Here is a 24,287-nt window from a genome sequence, read left to right as displayed (position 1 = left end):
GATGCCCCTCGCAATCGTCACTGAGAACTTAAGCAAGCAGTACAGACTTGGAACCATTGGCACAAATACGTTGCGCGAAGATATTGAGCGGTGGACCGCTCACCTTCTTCGAAGACCAGATCCCACCTCCAGCAGTGATCTGTCGGGCTCCGCACATGCGAGAAAAATCTGGGTTCTTCAAGATATCAATCTTCAAATAATGCAAGGGGAAGCAGTTGGAATTATTGGTCGAAACGGTGCGGGCAAAAGCACCCTGCTTAAGATCCTTTGCAGAATTACCGCGCCGACAAGAGGCTTTGCGAAAATTAAAGGGCGCATTGCGGGTTTATTAGAAATCGGCACCGGTTTTCATCCGGAGCTTACAGGACGGGAAAATGTCTTTCTGAGCGGGGCGATTCTGGGGATGCACAAGGTAGAAATCCAGAAAAAATTTGATGAGATCGTGGATTTCTCAGGCGTTAAGGAATTTATTGATACGCCCGTGAAACGATATTCCAGCGGAATGTATGTCCGGCTAGCATTTGCTGTGGCTGCGTACCTTGAGTCTGAGATTCTTGTTGTAGACGAAGTGCTGGCGGTAGGTGACGCCGAATTCCAAAGGAAATGTCTTGGAAGAATGGACACTGCGGCAACCCAGGGAAGGACGGTTCTTTTTGTAAGCCACAATATGGCTGCCATACAAAGACTGTGCAGCCGCGCAGTTTTTCTGGACCACGGAACAATCCAAGCTATTGGCGATAGCAAAACCGTTACCGCTCGTTATCTGGATTCACTCGGCGGACAACGTACCTTCTGGGAAAGAGATTCGTCTCCCGTTTCAGATATTTTCTTCACAAAGGTGTGTCTCGCAAATGGCAATGGCGAACCTATCGAACATGTTACAACTGCCAGTGAAGTGCGAATGGTCATGGATTTTGTGATTCAAAAACCGATTAGCGATATGCAATTAGGAATTACAGTCTATGATGCTGAGAGAAATAGTTTGTTTTCATCTGTTCCTGGTGATGTAGGACTTCCCGTCGATAGAGAAATCGGAACGCACAGGTACGCCGTTCAACTGCCAAAGAACATTTTCATGCCACGCACATATACCATCAAAGCTGTATTATGGAGCGTTTCGCAGGGCACTCTGGATGCTGTCGATCAACTTACTTTTCTCGTTCACGAGACTGCGTCTTTATTGAATGACACGCCTGGAGGAAGACATGGCGCACTCCTCCTTGTTTGCAATTGGGTACGAGAAGCTTGAAAAAAGCAATGGAAGCTGAAAACGTACCCATTACTTTTTCATTCGGAGAAAACTGGGAGTCCTTTCTAAGAACAATATCTCAAGACGCAATCGATTCCGCTCAAAGTAACATCACCACCTGGCTGGGGCCTGATACTGTGTCCGGTAAAACGGTTCTTGATATTGGTTCCGGCTCGGGACTGCATTCACTCTGTTTCTATCTGGCAGGCGCGAAGGAGATCGTCTCTTTTGATGTGGATCGGCACAGTATTCAGGCCACCCAAAGTCTATGGGAAAAATCAAATAAGCCGGAGAATTGGCAAATTTATCATGGTTCAATCCTTGATAATGATTTCACCCGCACATTGGACACATATGACATCGTGTATTCCTGGGGCGTACTTCATCACACCGGCGCAATGTGGAAAGCCATAACCCAGGCCTGTTCTCTCGTTAAGAAAGGGGGCCTCTTCTGGATAGCAATTTATGTTAAGGGGCCTGCTTATGGCGACGATCTGGCTTTAAAACAAACTTTCAACAGGGCCTCTGTGGTTGGCAAGAAAGTAATTGTGACAAAAGAGATAGCGAAGCGGATGCTGCTCCGATGGAAGCGAAATCAAAATCCATTTGCATGGAACGTAAAACATCCGCGTGGAATGACCGCGTACCATGATTTACTCGACTGGCTGGGAGGATATCCTTATGAAGTCGCGTCACGCGAAGAGGTTGTGGACTTTTGCCGTAAAAGAGGTTTCGTTCCACTCAAGATCGAGGAAACCAGCGAAGGATCAAACAACGTTTATCTTTTTCAATCTGAAATGTAACTATGTGCGGTATAGCAGGAATTGTGCAATGGGAGGGAGATACCAGATCTCTGCGGGTCGACATTGACCGGATGACCCGAGCCATTGCGCACCGTGGTCCTGACGGGGAAGGTGTTTATGTTCGCGACGGCGCAGCTCTCGGAACCCGCCGGCTGGCTATCATAGATTTGGAAACCGGACAGCAACCCATGTTCACCCAGGATGGGCAGGTTGCGATTACTTTCAACGGAGAGATTTACAACTACCGCGAACTCATGGCGGAACTTCAGTCGAAGGGTTACCTCTTTCACTCGAAATCGGATACGGAAGTGATTCTGCATAGCTGGCAAGAGTGGGGAAAACATTGTGTGGAGCGTTTCCGCGGCATGTTTGCCTTTGCCATTTTTGATTGGAGGCAACGCGTCGTTTTCTTGGCGAGAGATCATTTTGGGATTAAGCCGCTCTACTACAGTATGAAGAACAGTCGCCTAATCTTTGCGTCTGAGCTTCAAGCATTACGGGTTTTGCCGGACTGTCCTACTGAAGTCGACCTTCGTGCTCTCGATCAGTATCTCTTCTTACAATACATACCGGCGCCGTTGAGCATCTTTCGTGACGTATACAAACTTTTGCCGGCACATCGATTGCTGGTACACATGGATGGCAGGCTGGAAGAACCGGAAAAGTACTGGGCCCTTCAATTCGAGCCTCAAGAAGGTTTATCGATGGCAGAATGGGCAGAAGGCTTGGAGCACGTGATCCGTGATTCGGTAAAGGCCCACCTTGTTTCAGACGTTCCGTTCGGTGCGTTACTTTCAGGCGGAATTGATTCAACAACTGTTGTTGGAATGATGGCGGAAGAATTAGGACACCAGGTTCAAACATTCACAATTGGATTTGAGGAAGCAGCATTCAATGAAATTGCGTACGCTCAGCAGGTGGCTGCTCGCTGGCAAACGGATCATAAGGTGGAGATTGTCAAAGCAGACGCAACATCCATCCTACCAAAGCTGGCGCAGCATTATGGCGAACCATTTGGAGATAGTTCGGCGGTTCCTACGTATTACGTTTGTAGTATGGCGCGTGAATTTGTCCCTATGGTTTTGTCTGGCGACGGTGGCGATGAAGCTTTTGCCGGATACTATAGCTATCAGGCATGGCAGCAAGCACTCTCGTACAAACCTCCACAACGTGTACTCTGGAAAAGAACGTTGCGTCCGCTGGCTCAAGCGATCCTGCCCTCCCGTTATCCTCCGGATCCTAAACCTGCGGGGCGAACTTTGGCCAGCTGGCAGTCATGGATTCAATATTTTCCGTTAGAGGCCAGACGGTCGCTTTGGAGAGAGGAGTACCGTGATCTGGTGGATCTGCCGGTTGAAGTTTTTGAAGACTCTTTTCGCGACTCTTCTCACCATCCGTCCATCACACAGGCGCAGATTCTCGATTATGCAACCTATCTGCCGAACGATATCCTGACCAAGATGGATATAGCCAGCATGATGCATGGACTCGAAGTTCGCACTCCATTGGTGGATTTAAAAGTTGCGGAGTATGCGGCGAAAATGCCTGTGGAAATGAAACTCACGAAAGATGAAAGCGGAAACTGGGTAAGCAAGCGGGCGCTGAAGCATATCCTTTCGCGACATTTCCCGCGCGATTTTGTCAATCGTCCAAAGAGAGGTTTCTCGATACCGATCGGACACTGGTTCAATCCCGGAGGCGAACTGCGAAACGAATTGGAAGGACGACTATTGCAAAACGGAGCGCGAATCTACGAGTATTTCAACGCGGACAGAGTTGCTTCGATGGTGTCTACTCAAGGGAATGGTGGCGATTGCAGCGGTCCACTCTGGTTGCTCCTGTTTTTGGAAGTGTGGCTGGAGGAGTTGGCCGGTTGATTTCAGGCAGTCTGATGTTTTTGGAGATTGCCACGCTCCTGATCATCGGAGCGATAGTAATCTATAACTCCCTCAAACTTCTTCAGTTGCGATCTAAGGTTTTCAACTTTATCGATTTCTTGAATTCTTTCGGATGGACTCTGGCCGGAATTGTGTTACTGGTCTTCTGGCCTGAAGCGCTTTATCCGATGTTGTACCCGAGGCGTTCTCTGTTTTTATTAGTAATCCTTGGAACGTTTGTTGCAACCCTTGCAAGAGATCAACGGGAGAATTCGAGACCCTCAGCAGTTCTAAACATTGCCGCAAAGTCGATGCTGATCGTGTCAGTTTGCATCAGCATATTTATTGCGATTCGTTACATGGTTATGATCCGTTCCAGGATCGAGGGGATCGATTTCTATTCTTACGCTTGCATCGCCCGGGATCTCGCAGAAGGAATTCCGGATGTTACGCCTATCCGGCACGCTTATTTCCCCGGTGTTTTTATGTTCTGGCAGATTCCTTTTGCGCTCGGCAACGGAAGCCTGGAATGGTTGCAATGGTGGTACCTATCTTTGATTGCCGCGAATGCAGTTGCCGTTGCGGCCGTCGTGATTCGAGCAACCCGGAATATCTATGCGGCCGTTCTTGCCGCTCTCTTTTACATAAACTTATGCTCACGTTGTGAAGGGTTCGAAGGCACAACAGAGCCCCTCTCAACGCTGCCCTTTTTCCTGGGATTGTCGATTTGGGGAGGGCGTAGTCTGCTGGGAAGAGCTGGTCTGCTTCGGTGTCTCGCGCTTGGCGCAGGTTTAGGCCTGGCCTTGCTAGCCAAACAGCAGGGAGGACTCCTTTCGCTTGGCGCAATCAGCTTGTTAGTTGTTTACCGTTTTCAAGATCAAGCAAAACAGGTCAATTTGCGTCGTCTTTTTCTCTTGCCATTGTTTGCCATGATTACTTTCTTAATTGGTTTTCTTCTTGAGGGAAGTGGTCTGGAGCCTTTGTGGAGCGCATTCCCAAAGATCCGTTCATACGGCAGCGATGTAGGTTTCTGGGATACCGTCGCGAAACACGTAAGGCTTTCGTGGCCTTTGGCGCCATTGAGCGTTTTTGCTTCACTTGTATGGCTTGCATGCCTTTTGGTAAGGAAGTACAGGGTGATGATCGTTCAACCGTGGTGTCAAGTCCTGGGATTCACCTGCATTGCGGGATATGCATCTCTAATCCCTTTCTTCAGCAGAGGCTACGCACATTACGGCTTATTGCCTGGACCGATGTTCATAGTGGCCGTGGTCATCTGTTTCGTTTCCGTTATCAAATTTCTTCCTGCAACATATAAGACCCCGCTTGCATATGCCTTGCTTATCTTGATCGCTGTTTATCCATTGGTGCGGACGAAAACCACAAGTCGCAATTTCTATCTGTGGCCTATCGACAGTGCGGTGGTGCCGCCGCAGCGTCCGGCCTGGCACAGAACACCTGCGATTTGGAGCGATTTGATGAAGCTTCGTAGCTACGTTAAGAAAGGAGAAAGCCTGTTGGCTTTACCTCCGCGCCGGTTTGAGATTCATTATTCTCTTGGAACCCACTCTGGAATCACTTTAGTCGGACCGCCGTGGAGCGAAATTGTTCCACTATCGACTGTGATAAATTCAACGAATCTCAATGCAGTGATCATTATCAACCCGAAGTATAGAGATGAAGAAGATGTCAGCATGTGCAGCATCCTCCGATGCGACACGGCAATAACTACACTCAAGGAACTGAATTTTGCGCCTGTTGTAGATTTCGAAACGATGGCTTTATGGCGTCCTAAGTCACCGGCTGCCCATTTCTGATCGGTGTAGAATTGACTACATAAGGGAGAACGAAACCTTGAGCAGCGGCACAGATCTAAAAATCAACGGCAATCAAATTGCAGGTTATCTTCATCCACTGTATGCCCAATCCTTATTTGAATGGGGAGTTCCTCGGGATTTGCCGCGCTGCAAAGGGCGGATTCTGGAACGCCAGATTGTGGGTTTTCCCTGGCATGATGCTATGTCGTGCTACCCCCTTTTTGCTTGTGGTGATTGGGGGAAGCTTGCCGCCGATGTTAATGCTCTTGCCGGCGAACTAGTGAGTTTGACCATTGTGACTGATCCATTTGGAGAATACGCGGTACCTGATCTAAAGGTCTGTTTTAAAGACCTGGTTATACCGTTCAAAGAACACTTTGTAGTTGATCTTGCTCGCTCCGTAGAAATACTGGTACACCCTCACCACCATCGTTACGCGCGCAAAGCGCTCGGTCAAGTAGACGTAGAGATCTGTCAGGAACCGGGAGAATGGCTTGATGATTGGACATCTCTCTATGGAACATTGATTGAAAGACACGGCATCACCGGGATAACGGTTTTTTCGAAAGAATGCTTTGCCAGGCAATTCACTGTTCCGGGCATCGTCGCGATCCGAGCCGTTCATCACGATGCGACTGTGGGGATGTTGTTGTGGTACGTTCATGGTGATGTCGCATACTACCACCTGGGAGCCTACAGCCCGGACGGATACCGGCTGCATGTTTCTTTTGCTTTGTTCTGGCGTGCCATAGAATATTTTGCTGCTGCGGGACTGCGGTGGTTAAATCTGGGTGCGGGCGCGGGAGCCACCAATGCTGAAAGCGATGGCCTGACCCGATTCAAACGCGGCTGGTCTTCAGGCACACGAACCGTCTATCTGTGTGGACGCATTCTTGACCATGAAAAATATTCCCAAATTGTAAAAGCGCGGGAAATTTCGACTTCCGATTATTTTCCGGCATATCGAAAGGGCGAGTTCAGATAACTACTCAAAGATTGTCCATGGAACAAAAGAAGTACCTAAGCATTGTGTCCTACTATGAGTCTTGTTTGGAAAAATACGGCGACTCGTATCTGGGAGTGGATTGGCCGAAGCAAGAAGATGTTGATACCCGCTATAGAGTGATGCTGCAAGTCATGAGACCTGAAACTCCAAATCCTGTTAAACTCCTGGATTTTGGATGCGGCGCATCGCATCTGTACGAATACATCCTTAGAACGAACGCTTCTCATATCATCTACTCCGGATTGGACGTGTCGCCAAAGTTCATCGAATTATCAAAGCGCAAATTCCCTTCTATTAACTACTATTGTCTGGACGTTCTCGATCACACGGGGGACTTCCCGAACTTTGATTACGTAGTTCTGAACGGAGTTTTTACTGAAAAAAGAGATCTGACTTTCGACGAAATGCTGGCTTATTTTACAGCAGTCCTGAACACTGTTTTTCAGAAGGCAAACTATGGCATTGCTTTTAACGTAATGTCAAAACATGTCGATTGGGAAAGGGAAGATCTGTTTCACTTGCCGTTCGACACATTAGCAGCTTTCTTGAGTCGGGAGCTGTCAAGAGATTTTGTGATCAGGAATGACTACGGTCTGTACGAATATACAACTTATGTATACAAATAGGGAGAAACAGGATGTCTAAGGTCATCATTTTTGGCATCCAGGATTTTGCCTCACTTGCGCATTTTTATCTGAAACACGACACCGAACACGAGGTCATGGCTTTTAGTGTCACAAAGCAGTATCTTCCCGAGGCGAAAACATTCGAGGGCCTGCCTGTGGTCGCTTTTGACGAAATCGAAAATCTTTATCCACCAAACGAATTCTCATTCTTTGCTCCGATGTCGCATCGAAAAATGAATCGTTTGAGGGAGCTAATCTACAATCAAATAAAGAGCAAGGGATATCCTCTGATCAGCTATGTCAGCTCGAAGGCAACCGTATTTGAAGGCACACCGATCGGTGAGAATTGTTTCATCCTTGAAGACAATACGATTCAGCCTTTTACCACAATCGGGAATAACGTCGTTCTGTGGAGCGGAAATCATATTGGACATCACAGTGTGATAAAAGATCATGTGCTCTTCACGTCTCATGTTGTTCTTTCAGGTCATTGCGTCGTTGAATCTTATTCATTTTTTGGTGTCAACGCGACTATCCGAGACGGAGTTCATATTGCTGAAGGGACACTGGTTGCGATGTCAGCATCAATCTTCAAGGACACCGAACCATGGGGCGTATACAAGGGAACTCCTGGACAGAAAACAGATGTGCTTAGCAAGGATTTGGATTTCTGAAACTGGAAGATGAGGTGGATCAAGAAAGGTCTTATTTTCAAAGCTGAATCCAACTTTGAATGGATGGTTTCCCATGCTTCGTTACCTGTAGCAGATCATTGCGGCGACAATAGATTAAGGATCTACTTTGGGACAAGAGATGCACAAGGACGATCTTTACCTGCATACATAGAAGTCGAAGCCGGTAACCCGGAAAATGTTCTGAATATCAATTCACTTCCTTTGCTTTCTTGGGGCGATCCAGGAACATTTGATGACAATGGAATCATGCCTTCCTGGATCATTGATTTCGATAGCAAGAAGTACCTGTATTACATTGGTTGGAATCCCCAGGTTACCGTTGCGTATCGTCTTTCCATAGGGTTGGCAATCAGTGAAGATCAAGGGAAAAGCTTTGAGAAGTACTCAAAAGGACCCATTTGTGACAGATCAGTCGAAGAACCATACTTTAATACGGCACCCTGTGTTCTTTTTGATGCCGGCAAATACAGAATGTGGTATGTGTCTTGTACCGGGTGGAAAATGATCAACAGCCGATCCGAGCCATCCTATCATGTGAAATACGCGGAGTCCGCGAATGGTGTCAATTGGATAAAGACGGGGATCGTATGTATTGATTACGATGTTTTCACTGAGGCAATAGGTCGACCCTGTGTTTTCATAAAGGATGGGACGTACCGAATGTTTTATTCGTACCGGCAGTTGACTGATTATCGAACTGATCCCAATCGCAGCTATAGGCTTGGATATGCTGAATCAAGCGATGGGATTCAATGGATCAGGAAAGATGACGAAGTTGGAATATCGCGGTCTGAAACCGGTTGGGACTCCGAAATGATGGAGTACTGTTATGTCTATCAATACCAGGGTAGATGGTTTCTACTTTATAACGGGAATGGATTTGGCAAGTCAGGCTTTGGTTATGCTGTTTTGGATGAATCCTAGTGTCCTGTCCCATCTAAAACTTTCCATTTTGGCGCGAGCGCCGGGCAGGCAGATCATCAAGCCTGCGAGCCAGCAGCAAAATGCAAGTTTTAGATGGGACAGGACACTAGTTTAGAATCCGCATGAAGAAAGCAACCGAAGATCTCGCTTTGTTTGGTGGCACTCCAGCGTTCAAAGAGCCGCTCCACGTTGGACGTCCCAACATCGGCGATCGCCAGCGCCTGTCTGAGCGGATTAACGATCTACTGGACAGACGATGGCTATCGAATGATGGACCCATGGTGGACGAGTTTGAACGAAACATTTGCAGATTCACCGGAGTAAAGCACTGCATTGCCATGTGCAATGGTACTATCGCGCTGGAGATTGCAATACGCGCACTCGGTTTGAAAGGAGAAGTAATCGTTCCATCATTCACCTTTATTGCGACAGCACACGCTTTGCAATGGCAGGAGATCACACCCGTTTTCTGTGATATAGATCCCAGCACGCACACTCTCGATCCTGATAAAATTGAGAAGATGATCACACCGCGTACCACTGGCATTATTGGAGCTCATATCTGGGGGAGGCCTTGCAATGTTGACCGATTGTCCGCGATTGCCAGTGAAAACAATCTCAAGCTTCTTTTCGACGCAGCTCATGCTTTCGGCTGTTCACATAAAGGGCGGATGGTAGGAAATTTTGGAGATGCTGAAGTGTTCAGTTTCCACGCTACAAAGTTCCTGAATACCTTTGAGGGAGGAGCGGTCGTTACAAACGATGGTCAACTGGCGGAAAAGATTTCTTTGATGAAGAACTTTGGTTTTGCAGGATATGACAATGTCATCTACATAGGGACAAATGGAAAAATGACCGAGATTGCGGCCGCGATGGGGCTTACGGGATTGGAATGTTTGGATGAATTCATTGCAGTGAACCGTCTTAATTATGAATGTTATGAACGATCCCTCAAAAAAATTCCTGGGGTTCGCCTCTTCGAATATGACGAGAATGAAAAGTGCAACTATCAATATGTTGTTTTGGAGATCGAGGAAGCTCTTGCCGGAATCAGCCGGGACCAATTGGTCCAGATTCTCTTTGCAGAAAATGTTTTGGCGCGGCGTTACTTCTATCCAGGCTGTCATAAATTGGAGCCTTATCGCTCCTATTCTCCGCACGCGGGGTTGCTGTTGCCGCAAACGGAACAGCTCGTGCAGCGCGTGATGTCGTTGCCCACGGGAACCGCTTTAGGACTTGAACAGATTTCCGAAATCTGCCGCATCATTCAATTCGTTGTTGAGAATGCCCATCAGATTAGAGCAACACTTGCGAAAGATTTCGGCTAGAACTTGTCTCTGATAATGAAGTTCGGCCGGTTCCGAACTTCTTCGTAGATGCGCCAAATGTATTCACCGATGATCCCAAGCATGATCATTAATATCCCGCCAATGATCAATATAAGCATCATGATAGGCGCCCAACCGGTGAAGGGCGTGTTGTCATGAAAGTATGCATAAACAATACCGAGCGAATACAAAAATCCAAAAAAAGCGGTGAGAAGGCCGAGGAAGGAAATCAAACGAATCGGAAAGTGGCTTATCGTCACAAAAGCGGCGACGAAACCACCCAATCGTCTGGAAAATGTGTATGCTGATTTTCCATGTTTTCTTTTCTCCCTATTATAAGGCAGGTAGCAGATGTTAAAACCTACCCAGAGGATATCAGCCTGAAAGAACCTGTTCCGTTCTTTTATCGAATTCACTGCGTCCATCGCCTTTCTATCGAGAAGAGCAAAATCAAAGCCGCCAGGTGGAAAGCTCGGGACTGAAATTCGGAATAAGCTGTATGCGATTCTTGATGTCAGAACGGTAGTGAACTTATCCTCCCGAGTCTGGCGATAACAGATAATGATCTCATTGCCGTTTTCCCAACGTTCCAGCATTTTAGCGACTTGTTCGGGAGGATCCTGCAAGTCGGCCGACATGTTAATGACCGCATCGCCGGACGCAGCCTGCCAGCCCGCAAGTATCCCGGCCAGTTGTCCGAAATTCCTCGAAAAGTCGATGACAACCACACGATCGTCACTGGCTCTGATCTTCTTGAGCACTTCGAGCGAGTTGTCGGTCGAGCCGTCGTTAACAAAAATAAATTCGTGAAGGAAGGAAGCGTTGTACGAAGTAATCACCGATCGAAGCCTCTCGTGCAAAATCTCCAGAGAGGATGCATTGTTATAAACGGGAATTACAACCGAGATGGTTTTTGTATCGGACACACCGCAACTCAACAACTGCTAATTCTGCAAAATTATGTCACAATTTCTGAATTTACGGCAAAGGCCACATCCGATGTTATGATAAAAAAAGTATCGGAAAATAGATGGCGCAACTTGATATTGTGGTATGCGCTTACAATGAAGCGCGGCATGTTCCAGGTCTTCTCGATAGCCTATGCCTGCAAACCGGGGATCGTAGTTCCTTTCGTCTTCTATTTATCGATAATTGTTCTTCCGATAACACACGCGAAATAGTTGAACCTTACAAGGATCGTTTCGACCTGAAGTATATTTACGAACCACGGCTGGGCCTCAACGTCGCGCGCAACACCGGTTTTCGAGCTTCAGATACAGATTACGTCGCATTTACAGATGCTGACGGAAAGCTGGACCCGCGTTGGGTGGAAACTGCACTGGAAGTGATCGATCAGGAATCGCCTGATCTATTTGGCGGACCCTACTTCCCCTATTATATTGGACCCAAACCTTCCTGGTTTAAAGATGAGTACAACTCGAACAATCTTGGCAACGAAACGCGTTTACTGAAACAGGAGGAATATCTGAGTGGAATCAATATGGTTTGGAAGCGCCAGTTGCTGGAAGTTCTGGGAGGCTTTGACAATACCATCGGTCTTTCCGGTAGAGGGTTTTCGCGTGGAGCAGAAACGAATATCATGCATCATGCCAAATCGACTTTTCCGAATCTAAAAGTGCTTTACTGTCCGGAGATGGTTGCTCTTCACCTTACGCGTCCCGAAAACTTTTCCATGCTCTACTGGATAAAACGAAATTTTGTGCACGGGCTTCATCATTACAGAGTATGGTCCGGTTCAGAACCGCAAAACTTCGTTCCAGCTTTCACGCGTTACACATACTTTTTCCGGCAGCTATTGAAAAGCATTAACGCAACCGGAGTTCGGGACAAGTCTTTGTATCCCGCCTGGCAAAACTACGTCTTCGAAAAAGTATTGCCATGGGTTTATGCAAACGGGAAAGGATTTCAGGATGTTGTTAGAGCTTTGAAGAGGAGACCTTCGCCATCGCTTCCAAATAAAGATTGAGAAGCTGGTCGATTCGATTCTCGGCTTCGATCGACTGAACGTACTTCTCAATCTTTCCTTTCATCCGGTTCCGCTCTGATTCGGACATGCCCGCAACTTTCAGCAGTACTGTGGTCAATTCCGATGTATCGCCATTCTTAATCAAGAATCCGGTTTCGTTTTCCAGGATCATTTCTTCTAAACTCGAATTTGTTGTGCCGATAACCGGGACTAGCATCGCGTGCGCCTCCAGGCAAGCGTTCGGATAATTGTCGACACGGGAGGGCGCTACCAGGGCCAGCGAATGACGAACCACTGGATACAATTTGTTTTTCGACAAAGCCGAGATGTGATGAATGTTCTCCTGAAAATCACTGGCTTGACTCAGTACACAATCGAAAGCCTTTTGAAAACCGGGCACTCCATCATCACGTCCGACAAACACGAAATGAACGTCCGGTCTGTGTTGAAGGAATTGCGGAATTGCTTCGGCTAGAAGATCGACTCCTTTTAATCTGCTTAACGTACCAACGAAAGCGAAATACGGAAAGCTGGAAAAATCTCTTTGATACACAGAGTCGTCCAGTTCTATATTTCTGGAATCGATCGGACTTCTAATGATCGCCGGCCTGAGGTTTTCCAAACGTTCAAAAATTTCGGCGGTGAACTGGCTGGGAGCGAAAGCAGCTTCCGCATCCAAAACCTGGCGGATTTCCAGCCAATCAGTAAGATATTCAGCAAACCCGCGTTGTCTTCCATTAGCGGATCGGCACAGCGGCATGTAACTCGAAATCCGGCAAACCACAGGAATTTTTCCGTTCTTTCGTAATGCAAAACCGGGAGACGCATAACTGCTTGTTTGAAGGACGTCGAAAGGAGCAATCCGGTGATATCGCCACACAGCCTTTTCGATTCGTTTTGCTGACCGCAGTGCCGTGATCAGAGGCAGAAATCGTTCCAATTTGGGTCGCAAAAATGCGGGAAACTTGGGCGGCCCTGCACGTGGAACTTCGATGATGTCGATTTTTCCATCTTTCCACTCAAGATTCCGGCCGGACAGGAGAAACACGGTCACCCGATGATTTCGGTGAACAAACTCCGAGGCGATCTTTTGCAAATAGTTAGCAAGCCCGCCATCTTTTCGTTCCTCCGTAACATATTCCGGAGTCAGCAAACCAATATGCAAGGGTCGCTTCATAAAAACGATTCTATCAGGAAGTAAAAGAAGTCCGGCTTCTGCTACTTGAAGCGCTTTATAAAGCCCGCGTCTCGCGGTATGATAAACCCCAGTTGGGGGATTTAAGCCTAGGGGGACTGCGATCCGTTTTTTCGCGGGATAGGGCCCGACCTGCGACTACTCACATCCACTCCTGGACTAATCCCCAGGAGGAAAATGGATGAAAACGTTCCCTATCTTGTGCGTCGTGTTCTTATTACTCACCGTTACCGCATACACACAGGCAGCCACATGCGTAGATGATCCGCCCATTACGAAGACCTTAAATGCCGGCAACAATTACGAAGAAAAATTCGAGTTTAACTCCGGTGCAATCGATACAAAGGTCACAATAAGGATGCAGGCAGACTGCGAGGTGACTGTTGCCAGAAAGTGCGCCACCGCTATTGAGCTCTTGAACCGTTGTGACAATCCTGCGATTGCTGATATTTTTCCTGAAGCGGAGGAAGACAAGACTGCCGGTATTAGCAATTCAAGATATTCCTATTATCAGATAGAAGAGGCGAGCTGTTCAGACTTGGCATTCCCTGCGGAAATTTACATTTCGTACTACGGTGCTGCGTCAAAAGTGGGCAGCAGCGACGCATATCGTTTGCGAATGATCAAAGCCCCCAAATATTCGAAAGAGTGCACCGATGTCACTTACAGCGTGGAAGCCACGGTTCATGATCCGAAAGGAGGAGGCGGGGAGGATGGCTATTCAGACTTCTTTCTGGTGAATGTCTATGGAACTGCTTTACCCGATCTTTCATCGGTCGTTGGGGAGCTGGTTGACTTATCGTTGGATTCAGCGCCTGAATTTGATCCTAAGAAAGCGGATCAGGCTTACGATGAGTACAAGAAAATGCTGAAACATATCAAAGAGAAAAATTCGGCGGCCGCGCATGCTGACAAAACCAAAGCGAAGGATGAGCTAAAAGGGTATTACGCAGAAGTGAAAACCAAGCGTACCGCCGGTACGGCCAAAAAAGCAAATAACCTTATGAAAAGAGCTCAGCGATTGCAATTTCAGATTCAGCAGGCAGGAGATTTAAAGATACCGAAGTAGCTACTCTACTTTTCGGTGATCCATTTTGCATACTGGCTAAAATCGTTTTGTTTGTCCGCTTCGTTATAACTGGCGGAAGCTTGCCGCAGAAAAAGTTGTATTTGTTTTTGTGCCAGAAAAAGATTTGCGTAAGATCCCGACTGTTTTTGGAGTATAGCCAGGATTTTTAGCGCCTGCTGGATATGAGAAAGCGCCACTTTGGGACTGCCATTTTTTTGATTCACAACTGCGGCCAGGGAATGAGCGCGGAATTGTACCTCCTGCAGTCCGAGTTCTTTTGATAACTCGAGCGCGCTTTTTAGTTGTGTCAGCGCTTCGGCATTTTTGCTTTGAAGCATGTATGCGCGCGCGAGTTCCAGTCTAGTGCGTGGAATCAGAGGTCGCATTCCGCTCAGGTCTGCTTGCCGTGCAACCTCGTCCAACAAAACAATTGCTTCCGATGTCTTTCCTTTTGCAACACTGATTGTACCAAGTTCCAGTTTTATCAAGCGTAAAGCGATCTCATTTTTGCTTTGTTCGGCTAGAAGTCTCGCCTGCCTGATCAACGGTTCTGCAGATGCCGAATCATCCTGAAGCCGATGCCATTCGGCGCGCCCCAAAAGCAAATATGCGGAAAGCTCTTTGTCATTTTTCTCGTCCGCAATTGACTGTGCCTGATCCAGGTATCTTTTCCCTTCTGTAAAGTTGCCGAGGAAACTGTAACAGCGCGCCTGATCAGTCAAGGCAAAAGCCTGCAAAGCCTGATTCTCAGTTTTCTTCAGAAGCTGAATCGAATCCTGATAGGCATCGATGGCCTTTGAATACTCTCCCCTGTCCATAAGAAGATTGCCTCGAGACAACTGCAAAGAAGCTCTGGTTGTAGGATCGCTTTCGCCAATTTCTTTGAGTCCTAAATCGAAATATGTATCCGCGTCACCATATCGGCCCTGCAAATAATAGATCCAACCGATATTGTTCAAGCGGTTTGCGATTTCCACCGGAAGTTTTGTAGCACGTGCAAAATCTAAGGCGCGTTTGTACGAAGCCAGCGCATCATCCAAAAATCCGACTTTTTCACAAAGGTAACCAATGTTGTTCAGCATTCGGGCGGCCACTCCCTGATCTCCAAGTTGTTCGGAGAGGGTCAATGCTTCCTCATAACTTGCTCGGGCATCTTTATATCGCCCCATATCCCGCAAAACATTCCCTATGTTGCCCAGCGTGGTCGCGACCCCCTTTTGATCTCCTATCTTTTTCTTGATGGCCATAGATTTCTGAAAGTGTTCCAGAGCTGACTCATGATATTCAATCTGCCGGTAAGCAACTCCAAGAATATTCAGCAGGTCTGCGCGCTCTTTATCATTCAATAATTTCTGCAAGGAACTGGCTTCTACCAGAAAGGTCAGCGCAGTTTGAGGATTTCCTTTTTTCATCTGTGTGCGGCCGATAGCTATAAGAATCCGGATATCTTTTGGATCCAGGACTCGCGCGCGATTGTAATTTTCCAACGCCTGTTCCCACTCCTCCCGGCTCGAATAATGATCTGCAATTTCGGCGTACAAATCGGAATCGTTTGGATAGGCCGCCAACAGTTCTTTGTAAATGGCAGGCACCGAATCCAGTTTTTCTGAAACTTCGGCCTGGCGAATCTGTATTTTAAACCGGTCATACGGGGCGACGGTTTGGGAAAGCTGATTTGCTAATTCCAGATGCTTCTTTGCGTCCGCAATCTGATCTGTTTTATATAGGATTATTGCCAGCTTCAGTTGAGCCAGCGCCTGAAAAGGCCCGCTGCTCTTCAAATTTGTGAGAAGTTGCGTTCCTCTTTCCAAATTGCCTTTATCGAAAAAATCAAGACTCTCGTAATAAGTCTGCGCGCCTTCCAGTGAAGGAATTACCCACATGTTAGGGTCCAAATCATCAATGCCTAGATGCTCTTGAAGGTTCGAAACAATCTGATGGAACACAGTCTCAAACTTTCCTTCTGAATTGAATTGCACGGCTTTTTCAAAATCGTCATCAAAGCCATAAAGATCCGCAGCAAGGCGGACCCCCGAGCTCCCCTTAAGAAGTTTCCCTTTCAGAATGAAATTCGCGTTGCAGGAAGCTGCAATGTTTTTCAGAGAATCTGCCTGAAGAGAATGAGGCTCGCTGTTAAGAATTCGAGTCAAATGGACTCCAGAAACCAGTCTGATGCTTTTGTGTTCCCTAAGCTGCATGGATAACAAATCGTGAAACGCCCGACTCATCCACTGAAGTCCTGGTTCGCTTGTAGCATTTTCAATCGGAAGAATGGCCAGAGATTGCACTTGTAGGGCAGAGTGTTTGAGAGAGGATTTGTATAGAATTCCTGCAGTGAGGGCTGCGATCAGAACGGCTGCAAGAGAGAAGGTTCCGATTTTGCGAATGCGTGCCCGGTTGGATCTCAGGAAGACAGAATGAACCTTTTGTGTTTCCAGGGACTCAAGGATTTCCGAAGCATCCTTATATCGATTGGCTGGATCCGGTTCCATGCATTTCATTGCGATGCTTGCAAGGTAGTCCGGAACCGCAGCGTTTGCGTGTTTTGGATTTTTTGGCCTGTTTCGCAACCGCTGAACGAGTGTTTGAAAACTTCCGCTTCTGTCAAATGGAAACTTCCCGGTCAACATTTCATATAGAACAATTCCTAGCGTGTAGAGATCGGATTGTTTTCCGATTTCTTCTCCTTTGATTTGTTCCGGCGACATATATAGTGGAGTTCCCGGTACTTGGCCGGTCCCGGTGAGTGATGTTTCTTCACTGATTTCCATTGATCTGGCAAGACCAAAATCCGTGATGTAAACATGATCCTGGTCATCCATGAGTATGTTGGGTGGTTTCAGGTCTCGATGAACGACAGCTTCCTCGTGAGCAGCTTTCAAACCGAGACAAAGCTGCTTTAGAATTTCAACCACACGATCCACAGGAAGCGGGCTTTCCTCTTTCAGGATTTTCCTGAGATCACGTCCGCGGACGTAATTCATCGAAACATATCGCAGGCCATCCACCTCTCCCAGATCGTGAATCCGCAAAATATTTTTGTGTGTTATTTTGCCTGCTAAAACGATTTCCCGTTTGAATCTCTCCATGGCAAGAGTTTCACCGGAAATGGCGGGGCGGATCAGTTTGAGCGCTACTTCACGATTCAATTCTTTATCTTTGGCGAGGTAAACTGCACCCATTCCTCCTTCGCCAAGTTTTTCAAGGATTGTGTAACGAGGACCGAAATCGGCTCCGATTTCGAGGCCTTCACGAACAGTATGGATTCCGGAAACGGTAGGTACGGATTCGGCGGACCTCTCGTTCTCGTTCGATTGCCCCCGCTTTCCCACTAGATTTACGGTAACTGCTTTCTAAAAAGGTGTCAAATTACTCCTTGCTGTCTGACAATTCCAATGGTAAGTTTTCAAGACAATATCAGAATCCTGGAGGAAACGATGAACCGTTCCATCAAAGTTATTTGTCTTTCACTTTTCATGGCGATAGGTCTACTCAGTGCCAATGCTGCTGACCCCGTTCTTGTTCAAATGGATCAAGCCAAATGGGGTCCCGCTCCACCGGCGCTTCCTGCTGGAGCGCAGAGCGCCGTCCTTTCCGGAGATCCGATGACCGATTCTCCTTTCACGGTTCTTGTGAAGTTTCCCGCAAATTACAGCGTTGCCGCGCATTCTCATCCAAAGAATGAGAATGTCACGATTATTTCCGGCACTCTGTATATGGGTATGGGGGACAAACTGGATCATTCAGCCGGAACGGGCCTGTCTACTGGAGGCTATGCTCTCATGCCGGCGAATATGAATCATTACGTTTATACCAAAGTGGAAACAGTCTTTACCATTCATGGTCAGGGGCCGGTCGAATTCAAGTATGTAAATCCAGCGGACGACCCGCGGAGTAAGAAGTAAGGATTAGCCGCCAAGATTTGCGCGAAAAATGAATGGATGAGACGAACCGCTTGAATGACCTGTCAATCATCATCCCGGCGTTAAACGAAGCCAAGAACATCGGAGGTTTGGTTAGTGCACTCGATATAGTTGCCAGTCAGCTTGGTCTTAGTTTCGAGATCCTCCTTATCGACGGCGGTTCTACCGACGGAACACCCTCAGCAGCTGTATCCGCCAGCAAATACGTTCGCGTTCTGACTCAACAGGAGAGAGGATACGGCCGGGCTCTTGCGGAAGGATTTGTTGCTGCATCAGGAAAGTTTATTCTCACCCTGGATGCGGATCTATCGCACGACCCTTATTTCCTTAAAGATTTTTGGGAAGCTCGAAATACAGCAGAGATGATTATCGGTTCCCGTTACGTTTACGGAGGAAGGGCCACCATGCCATTAGCCAGAAAAGGCCTGAGCTGGATTCTAAATGCTTTCTTTCGAAAGGGCTTGTCATTGCCATACAAGGACATTTCGAGCGGTTTTCGCCTGTACCGTGCTTCATTATTAAGGACACTACAATTAAAAAGCATTGATTTCGAAGTACTGCAGGAAATTCTGATCAAGACCTTTGCCAATGGCTGGGAAATCAAGGAGATTCCGATTCATTACAAGCCACGGCGAAGCGGAAGCTCCCATGCGAAATTGATTCGGTTTGGTATCGCTTACTTGAAGACTTTCTTTCGCTTCTGGTCATTACGAAATTCCGTTCGAAGCGCAGATTATGAGGATCGCGCTTATGATAGCCGGATTCCACTGCAACGTTACTGGCAGCGCAAAAGATATTCGATCATCGAAGAATTTGCTGAAGGAAAAGGACTGACACTCGACGTTGGATGCGGATCAAGCAGAATCTTATCCTCAAAAGCACATCCAGTAGGTGTAGACATTGAATTAAGTAAACTTCTATATGCCCGCCGGTTCGGGCAACCTCTTGTGAACGCCTCGATCTTGAGCTTACCTTTCCGGAATCAAGCGTTCGATTGTGTAATATGTTCCGGGCTGATCGACCAGTTCGCATGCGGGTCAAAACCTCTCGTTGAAATACGACGAGTCCTAAAACCAAACGGTACTCTCATTATCAGCACTCCAGACTATGGCCATATCACATGGCGTGTTATTAAAACAGCATACGAACGAATCGTACAGGGAGCCTCTAGATCCCACACAACGCGGTATTCCTTTAAAAGTATTAAGGAATTGCTGGATAATGTGGGATTCCGTATAAACAAATTTTCTTACATTCTGAATTCTGAATTGATTGTTCAATCCACGTATGCGGAAACGAGTCTCAACAATGAAACTCAAATATGATCTGAGTGGCAATTCTTCATGAAACGATTTCTGTTGCTTATTCTTTTTGCCTCAGTCATTCGATTACTTGTATTTCCTTATACAAGCATAACAAACGAAGGAGATTCCGTATCCCGCATACTTATATCCTGGGATTGGCTCGAAAATCCAACATTTATTACGCATGGAGGATGGGGACCTCTCCATTTTTATTTGATTGCTGGGGCTCTCTGGCTATGGTTCGATCCTGTTCATTCTCCGGCATTGCTGCATATTTTCATTTCAATCATCACAGCCATACCTTTGTGGGCATTTGTTCGACGTGAATGGGGAGAAACAGCGGCTCTTTTTGTTTCAGCAGCATATTTGTTTTATCCGCTTTCATTCAGGCTTGGCTTCCTGCCTACATCGGAAATCCCTGTTCTTTTTTTTGTAGCGTCAGCAATGTACTTTCTGTCTGTTGCTCGCGCCGAAGAAAAATCAAGTCATGCAATTCTTGCCGGTTTATCAATGACGTTTGCGGCGTCACTTCGCATCGAACCCTGGACCTTGATACCACTTTTTGCCATTTTGCTTTGGGGAAAATGGAAATTACTGGGCCTCTATTTGATCTCCGCAGCGGTTTTTCCGATTTTCTGGATGATTGGAAATCTTCAACATGGTTTGGATCCGGTTGCTCATCTAACGATCGTAAGAGATTGGCAGCTCAAAGTCGAAGGAATTAATGAAGGGCTAAATGCGCAAGAAGTTGTTCGTCGCTTGATTTACTTCCCGGCCACGATTTTTTTTGGATTGACTCCTCCTCTTGCTGTGTTCTGTTTTACTGGGATGTTTTGGGCGTGGAAAGACAAAACGAAACGTGCCTGGTCGATTCCATTCCTGGTTTTACTACCGGTCTTTATGGTCCGTACCGCACAAGGATTGGGGACAACGCAAGCAAGATTTAGTCTATTGCTCGGTTTACTTTTGCTTCCTTTTTCGGCAGTTGCAATCAACAGAATAAAGGAAAAACAATGGGCGCCCATGATAGCTGTATTCACCATTCTTGCTATGATTCCACTTTCCTATTCCCGCGTGGTGTTGTACCGTTTGGCCGGGCCTTTGTTTCCAAATCCTTTTCCAGCTGATTTGGAAGCAATTCCGAAAATAGATCGCCAAACGAAAGAGCTCGCGCGATTGGTCCAGGTGAATTCAAAACGAAATAACGGGGGATTGCTGATAGATTTCTTTGGAAAGGGTTTCTATCCTTGGAAAGATACCAACTACGTTGCGCTGATGAGTCACGTTCATCCTTCCAGGTTATTTTTCATGCCGGGCGGACGTCACCAAAAACTGGATCGGAAAAGCTTATCGAAATTCCTTTGGAAGCATCCAACCGGGACATTACTTCGCTCAGATGAATCTAGGCACATTCGACTTGTGGAATTGTCAAATGGTTCTCTGGTGCGCATTGACGGATTTGAAAAGCCATTGCTACTTCGGCGGATCGCATCTGTTAAAACGATGACACTTTACGATTACAGAGTAAGCAACTGAATTTATAAAACACTGCAAGGCCATGGAGAACACATTAGATGGATCCGGATTTTTCGCGCGCAATCTTTACTTCGGAAAGATCGGTATCTGCTTTACTCCATACCTTAAGGAATTGCCAAGATTTTTGAAGTAGAGATTTTTTCTTGGCGTCTTGGCGCCCTTGGCGGTTCATGCTCAAAACCTCATGGTGTCTTACTTTCGCTTGCAAGTTTCTATATCAAGCCCCGCGTTTGCGGGTGATTCACCGCAGAGGACGCCGAGACCGCTGAGAAAAATTCGCATTTACTCTGCGTTGCTCATCGTTCATTTTGTCGCGCATTTCGAAGAAAAATCAAAAAATAGGAGATAAACCCGGATCAATGGATAGACCGGATAAAATCAAATTATCTCCCTATTCCCGGAATCCGGTTTATCCCCCTTTTGGGGTGCGTAAAAATGAAGGGCTTTGCTTAATTCGAGTTGAAATTTTTACGCGGGTTCAACCGGCAGCAACGCGTCACGCCACGCTTGCCACCCACCCTTGAGTGCCCGCGATTTGGTCCATCCCGCTTTTTGTAACTCTCGTGCCACACGGACACTTGTGCCTTCGTTTGGTCAGGCGCAAAAAGCGATCAGCCACGCTTCTTTTGGCGGGCCTTTCGCGGTAACTTCCTCCACAGCATGATCCGGCGAAATGCGAATTGCGTGTCTGGCCTGGAGTCCGTCAAGCGCGCTTTCCTTGCGAACATCCAGAACAATGACATCCTCTCCGTTCTTTTTGAAATCCAGCATCCGCTCAACAGTGATGACAACATCTTCATTCGACTCAGAAGTCTTTTCCGTTTTAACCGAGCTTCCAAAGAACATCTGCGAGCCACCGTGCAAAAGGACCGATATTAAAACGACAAAGCAGCAGATGGCAAAGAGAGGCTCAACGCCGGGAGTTCCGGCGAATATAGGCAGCAGCATCAACAGCAGAGTGCTCAGGCCTCTCGGCCCGAACCATGCGATCAGCAATTTACTCCGAAGATCCAGCCCGAGTCCCCAGAGAGTCCCAAGGAGCACAACCGGCCGGATCAAAATTACACCGATGGCAAACAATGCAATTTGAAAACTCAGACCGCTCAAACCCTGCCAGATCAACGATGTTCCGAACAACACGAAGGTGAACAGTAGAGCCATCTCCGCAGTCGTTTCTCCATACTCCAAGAAGCAATCGCAGAGCTCCACATCCAGCAACGTGATCACCATTCCTGCGGCAAAGGCCGAAAGAAAACCGCTCCCATGCACCGCTTCCGCGGCAGCATAAGCAAGGAAAGCTATACCCAGAGAATAAAGAGATTCGTAGTCTCTCCGGATCCCGATCTTTTTTCGAATGAGCTCCAGTACACCGATAGAAAAAAGACCGACAACGATGCCGGCACCGGGTCCGAGCAAAAATAAATGGACACCGAGCTGCACCAGCTCGTTACCGGAAAGTCCATTCGTTTTGAGGAACGCCATGCAAATCAAGACAATTGGCAGAAGAAATACATCATTCAGCCCACTTTCCAGCCGTAGTCCCTGTTTAGCCGGCTCCGGTAAATTCGGATTTCGAATCAACCCACGCAGCATCACCGGATCTGTTGACGCAAGGGCGGCACCAAGCAAAAAGGCTGCAGGAAGGGGGAGTTCCAGTAACTGCCACGCTGCCAGACCGATCAGAAAAGCAATCAGCAACGTTCCAGGACCGAGAATCATGAAAGCTAGTTTCGCGTTACTCTTTACTTCACGGATATTCAAGCTCACAGCATCGGTGAAAAGTACGAGCACCAGACTCAAGACCGCAACAGCACGAAGGAGAGGGGAGTTCAGATCGACATCCAAAAGCTTCAAACCTGATGGCCCCAGGATTGCGCCGATCAAAATAAAAACAGCAACTTGAGGTATTCGTTTCTTTTCAATCGCTCCGGATAGCAGCGCTGCGATGATGATCACCATTCCGACTATAGCGAAGGTTGCAGTTAGAAGTTCCATTGCCGTGAAAGTAAATTTAACGCAAAGCCGCGAAGACGCAAAGCAAGGTTAGCGTCTTTCGTTAAAGTTCCTCACTTTGCATCGTGGAAAATGATGCCCAGCGTAAAACGTTCTCCTGACCGAATTGTGCTCACACCATGACGCATGTTGGTGCGATAGTATCCGCGAGTGCCGCGAACCGGACGGTCCCTTACCGGGAAGATGATCATTTCACCCTGCTCACACACAGTCGCTTCTCCGCGGGACTGCGCGCGTGGACGCTGCTCTACCAGTAGAAACTCGCCTCCTTTGTATCCGGTTGTGGCCGTTAGAAAAATCGTGCATTGAAGGGGAAATACCATCTCGCCGTATAAATCCTGATGCAAGCAGTTATAGCCACCGGACTGATACTTCAGCATTAAAGGAGTCGGTTTTGTTTGACCCTTTCTGTGACAGGTATCCAGATATTCCTTCAAGGTTTCAGGATAAACCGTTGTCTCTCCCAGTAGTTGTTTCCACCGGGTCGCGATTTTTGCAAGCCGCGAATAAAGATTTGTGCGTAACTTTTGAACGATCTCCGGGAGCGGATTGGAAAAATATTTGTATTCACCGGATCCGAACTGGAACCGCTCCATGACGATACGGCTGCGAAAACGCTGATCGTCAGAATAAAGGGAAATCAGTTTGCCGCACTCCTCCGGGTTCAGGACCGGAGCAGTTACAGCGTAACCTTTCTCATCCAGATCCTTTTCAACCTGATCCCAATCGATCGTGCGATTCTGTGCCATGATGCTTCTCTAAAATGATATTCAAAGCAGACACCGCATTTCCACCGAAAAAACGACAGTCAATGATATGATTTCCACAAGAACAGCAAGGATGAAAAACTCACGACCGTTAGATACAAGCATAGAAGTAGAAGAGGTTCAGATCCAGGCTTTGAAAAACATGACACCCGAGCAACGCCTTAATCT

General features: G+C 47.2%; 19 protein-coding genes. 14 read left to right on the top strand and 5 right to left on the bottom strand.

What is annotated here, in order from left to right:
* Position 1 precedes the first annotated feature (1 nt).
* The 9 genes from L0156_07985 (at position 2) to L0156_07945 (ending at position 10,325) form a co-directional block, all read left to right on the top strand.
* A complete protein-coding gene (locus tag L0156_07985) occupies positions 2–1,249 on the top strand; it encodes a polysaccharide ABC transporter ATP-binding protein (protein ID MCI0602939.1) in 1,248 nt (415 codons plus the stop codon).
* Between the two features lie 8 nt (positions 1,250–1,257).
* Entirely contained in the window at positions 1,258–2,052 is a 795-nt protein-coding gene (locus L0156_07980; GenBank protein MCI0602938.1) for a class I SAM-dependent methyltransferase, read from the top strand.
* A gap of 2 nt (positions 2,053–2,054) precedes the next feature.
* Complete coding sequence (gene asnB, locus L0156_07975) at positions 2,055–3,929, top strand: asparagine synthase (glutamine-hydrolyzing) (GenBank protein ID MCI0602937.1); 1,875 nt, start codon at positions 2,055–2,057, stop codon at positions 3,927–3,929.
* Positions 3,866–5,746 carry a hypothetical protein gene (locus L0156_07970; protein MCI0602936.1) on the top strand — a complete coding sequence of 627 codons (1,881 nt, stop codon included), beginning with the start codon at positions 3,866–3,868 and terminating at the stop codon, positions 5,744–5,746. Before asnB ends, L0156_07970 begins: the two co-directional genes overlap by 64 nt.
* A gap of 37 nt (positions 5,747–5,783) precedes the next feature.
* On the top strand, positions 5,784–6,731 hold the full coding sequence (locus tag L0156_07965; protein ID MCI0602935.1) for a GNAT family N-acetyltransferase: 948 nt from the start codon (positions 5,784–5,786) through the stop codon (positions 6,729–6,731).
* A gap of 17 nt (positions 6,732–6,748) precedes the next feature.
* Positions 6,749–7,378, top strand: coding sequence for a class I SAM-dependent methyltransferase (locus tag L0156_07960; GenBank protein ID MCI0602934.1), 630 nt, complete (start codon positions 6,749–6,751; stop codon positions 7,376–7,378).
* An 11-nt stretch (positions 7,379–7,389) separates the two neighbouring features.
* Positions 7,390–8,052: an acetyltransferase gene (locus L0156_07955; protein ID MCI0602933.1), complete on the top strand. Its 663-nt coding sequence runs from the start codon at positions 7,390–7,392 to the stop codon at positions 8,050–8,052.
* Between the two features lie 9 nt (positions 8,053–8,061).
* Positions 8,062–8,997: a hypothetical protein gene (locus tag L0156_07950; protein MCI0602932.1), complete on the top strand. Its 936-nt coding sequence runs from the start codon at positions 8,062–8,064 to the stop codon at positions 8,995–8,997.
* 122 nt (positions 8,998–9,119) lie between these two features.
* Positions 9,120–10,325 (top strand): aminotransferase class I/II-fold pyridoxal phosphate-dependent enzyme, encoded by a 1,206-nt coding sequence (locus L0156_07945; GenBank protein MCI0602931.1) that lies wholly within the window; start codon positions 9,120–9,122, stop codon positions 10,323–10,325.
* On the opposite strand, the gene L0156_07940 is transcribed toward L0156_07945, so the two are convergent.
* Entirely contained in the window at positions 10,322–11,251 is a 930-nt protein-coding gene (locus tag L0156_07940; protein ID MCI0602930.1) for a glycosyltransferase family 2 protein, read from the bottom strand. The genes L0156_07945 and L0156_07940 overlap by 4 nt on opposite strands.
* 104 nt (positions 11,252–11,355) lie before the next feature.
* On the opposite strand from L0156_07940, the gene L0156_07935 reads away from it, so the two are divergent.
* Complete coding sequence (locus tag L0156_07935; protein MCI0602929.1) at positions 11,356–12,312, top strand: glycosyltransferase; 957 nt, start codon at positions 11,356–11,358, stop codon at positions 12,310–12,312.
* Here the strand turns inward: L0156_07935 and L0156_07930 are convergent.
* Entirely contained in the window at positions 12,263–13,489 is a 1,227-nt protein-coding gene (locus L0156_07930) for a glycosyltransferase family 4 protein (protein ID MCI0602928.1), read from the bottom strand. The two genes, L0156_07935 and L0156_07930, sit on opposite strands and share 50 nt — an antisense overlap.
* A gap of 199 nt (positions 13,490–13,688) precedes the next feature.
* Between L0156_07930 and L0156_07925 the strand changes: the two genes are divergently transcribed.
* Complete coding sequence (locus L0156_07925) at positions 13,689–14,576, top strand: hypothetical protein (protein MCI0602927.1); 888 nt, start codon at positions 13,689–13,691, stop codon at positions 14,574–14,576.
* A 5-nt stretch (positions 14,577–14,581) separates the two neighbouring features.
* On the opposite strand, the gene L0156_07920 is transcribed toward L0156_07925, so the two are convergent.
* Positions 14,582–17,908: a tetratricopeptide repeat protein gene (locus L0156_07920; protein ID MCI0602926.1), complete on the bottom strand. Its 3,327-nt coding sequence runs from the start codon at positions 17,906–17,908 to the stop codon at positions 14,582–14,584.
* Positions 17,909–18,013: 105 nt separating this feature from the next.
* On the opposite strand from L0156_07920, the gene L0156_07915 reads away from it, so the two are divergent.
* The 3 genes from L0156_07915 to L0156_07905 are packed head-to-tail and all read left to right on the top strand — an operon-like array spanning position 18,014 to position 21,339.
* On the top strand, positions 18,014–18,481 hold the full coding sequence (locus L0156_07915; GenBank protein MCI0602925.1) for a cupin domain-containing protein: 468 nt from the start codon (positions 18,014–18,016) through the stop codon (positions 18,479–18,481).
* 32 nt (positions 18,482–18,513) lie between these two features.
* Positions 18,514–19,824, top strand: a complete 1,311-nt coding sequence (locus L0156_07910; GenBank protein ID MCI0602924.1) for a glycosyltransferase — start codon at positions 18,514–18,516, stop codon at positions 19,822–19,824.
* A gap of 18 nt (positions 19,825–19,842) precedes the next feature.
* A complete protein-coding gene (locus tag L0156_07905) occupies positions 19,843–21,339 on the top strand; it encodes a glycosyltransferase family 39 protein (GenBank protein ID MCI0602923.1) in 1,497 nt (498 codons plus the stop codon).
* A 594-nt stretch (positions 21,340–21,933) separates the two neighbouring features.
* Here the strand turns inward: L0156_07905 and L0156_07900 are convergent.
* Both L0156_07900 and L0156_07895 read right to left on the bottom strand, forming a co-directional pair.
* Positions 21,934–23,334, bottom strand: a complete 1,401-nt coding sequence (locus L0156_07900) for a cation:proton antiporter (GenBank protein MCI0602922.1) — start codon at positions 23,332–23,334, stop codon at positions 21,934–21,936.
* Between the two features lie 71 nt (positions 23,335–23,405).
* Positions 23,406–24,101: a 2OG-Fe(II) oxygenase gene (locus L0156_07895; protein ID MCI0602921.1), complete on the bottom strand. Its 696-nt coding sequence runs from the start codon at positions 24,099–24,101 to the stop codon at positions 23,406–23,408.
* Between the last annotated feature and the right edge of the window lie 186 nt (positions 24,102–24,287).

This window comes from bacterium (genome assembly GCA_022616075.1).
GTDB lineage: Bacteria > Acidobacteriota > HRBIN11 > JAKEFK01 > JAKEFK01 > JAKEFK01.
The sequence above is the reverse complement of the archived record's forward strand: the minus strand, read 5'-3'. Positions and strand labels throughout refer to the sequence as shown.

Bases quoted from the DNA above. Each gene is read 5' to 3' on its own strand.
- L0156_07955 (MCI0602933.1), top strand. From the start codon at position 7,390: ATGTCTAAGGTCATCATTTTTGGCATCCAGGATTTTGCCTCACTTGCG.
- L0156_07985 (MCI0602939.1), top strand. From the start codon at position 2: ATGCCCCTCGCAATCGTCACTGAGAACTTAAGCAAGCAGTACAGACTT.
- L0156_07960 (MCI0602934.1), top strand. From the start codon at position 6,749: ATGGAACAAAAGAAGTACCTAAGCATTGTGTCCTACTATGAGTCTTGT.
- L0156_07935 (MCI0602929.1), top strand. From the start codon at position 11,356: ATGGCGCAACTTGATATTGTGGTATGCGCTTACAATGAAGCGCGGCAT.
- L0156_07925 (MCI0602927.1), top strand. From the start codon at position 13,689: ATGAAAACGTTCCCTATCTTGTGCGTCGTGTTCTTATTACTCACCGTT.
- L0156_07950 (MCI0602932.1), top strand. From the start codon at position 8,062: ATGAGGTGGATCAAGAAAGGTCTTATTTTCAAAGCTGAATCCAACTTT.
- L0156_07915 (MCI0602925.1), top strand. From the start codon at position 18,014: ATGAACCGTTCCATCAAAGTTATTTGTCTTTCACTTTTCATGGCGATA.
- L0156_07930 (MCI0602928.1), bottom strand. From the start codon at position 13,489: ATGAAGCGACCCTTGCATATTGGTTTGCTGACTCCGGAATATGTTACG.
- L0156_07910 (MCI0602924.1), top strand. From the start codon at position 18,514: ATGGATGAGACGAACCGCTTGAATGACCTGTCAATCATCATCCCGGCG.
- L0156_07945 (MCI0602931.1), top strand. From the start codon at position 9,120: ATGAAGAAAGCAACCGAAGATCTCGCTTTGTTTGGTGGCACTCCAGCG.
- asnB (MCI0602937.1), top strand. From the start codon at position 2,055: ATGTGCGGTATAGCAGGAATTGTGCAATGGGAGGGAGATACCAGATCT.
- L0156_07980 (MCI0602938.1), top strand. From the start codon at position 1,258: ATGGAAGCTGAAAACGTACCCATTACTTTTTCATTCGGAGAAAACTGG.
- L0156_07895 (MCI0602921.1), bottom strand. From the start codon at position 24,101: ATGGCACAGAATCGCACGATCGATTGGGATCAGGTTGAAAAGGATCTG.
- L0156_07905 (MCI0602923.1), top strand. From the start codon at position 19,843: ATGAAACGATTTCTGTTGCTTATTCTTTTTGCCTCAGTCATTCGATTA.
- L0156_07900 (MCI0602922.1), bottom strand. From the start codon at position 23,334: ATGGAACTTCTAACTGCAACCTTCGCTATAGTCGGAATGGTGATCATC.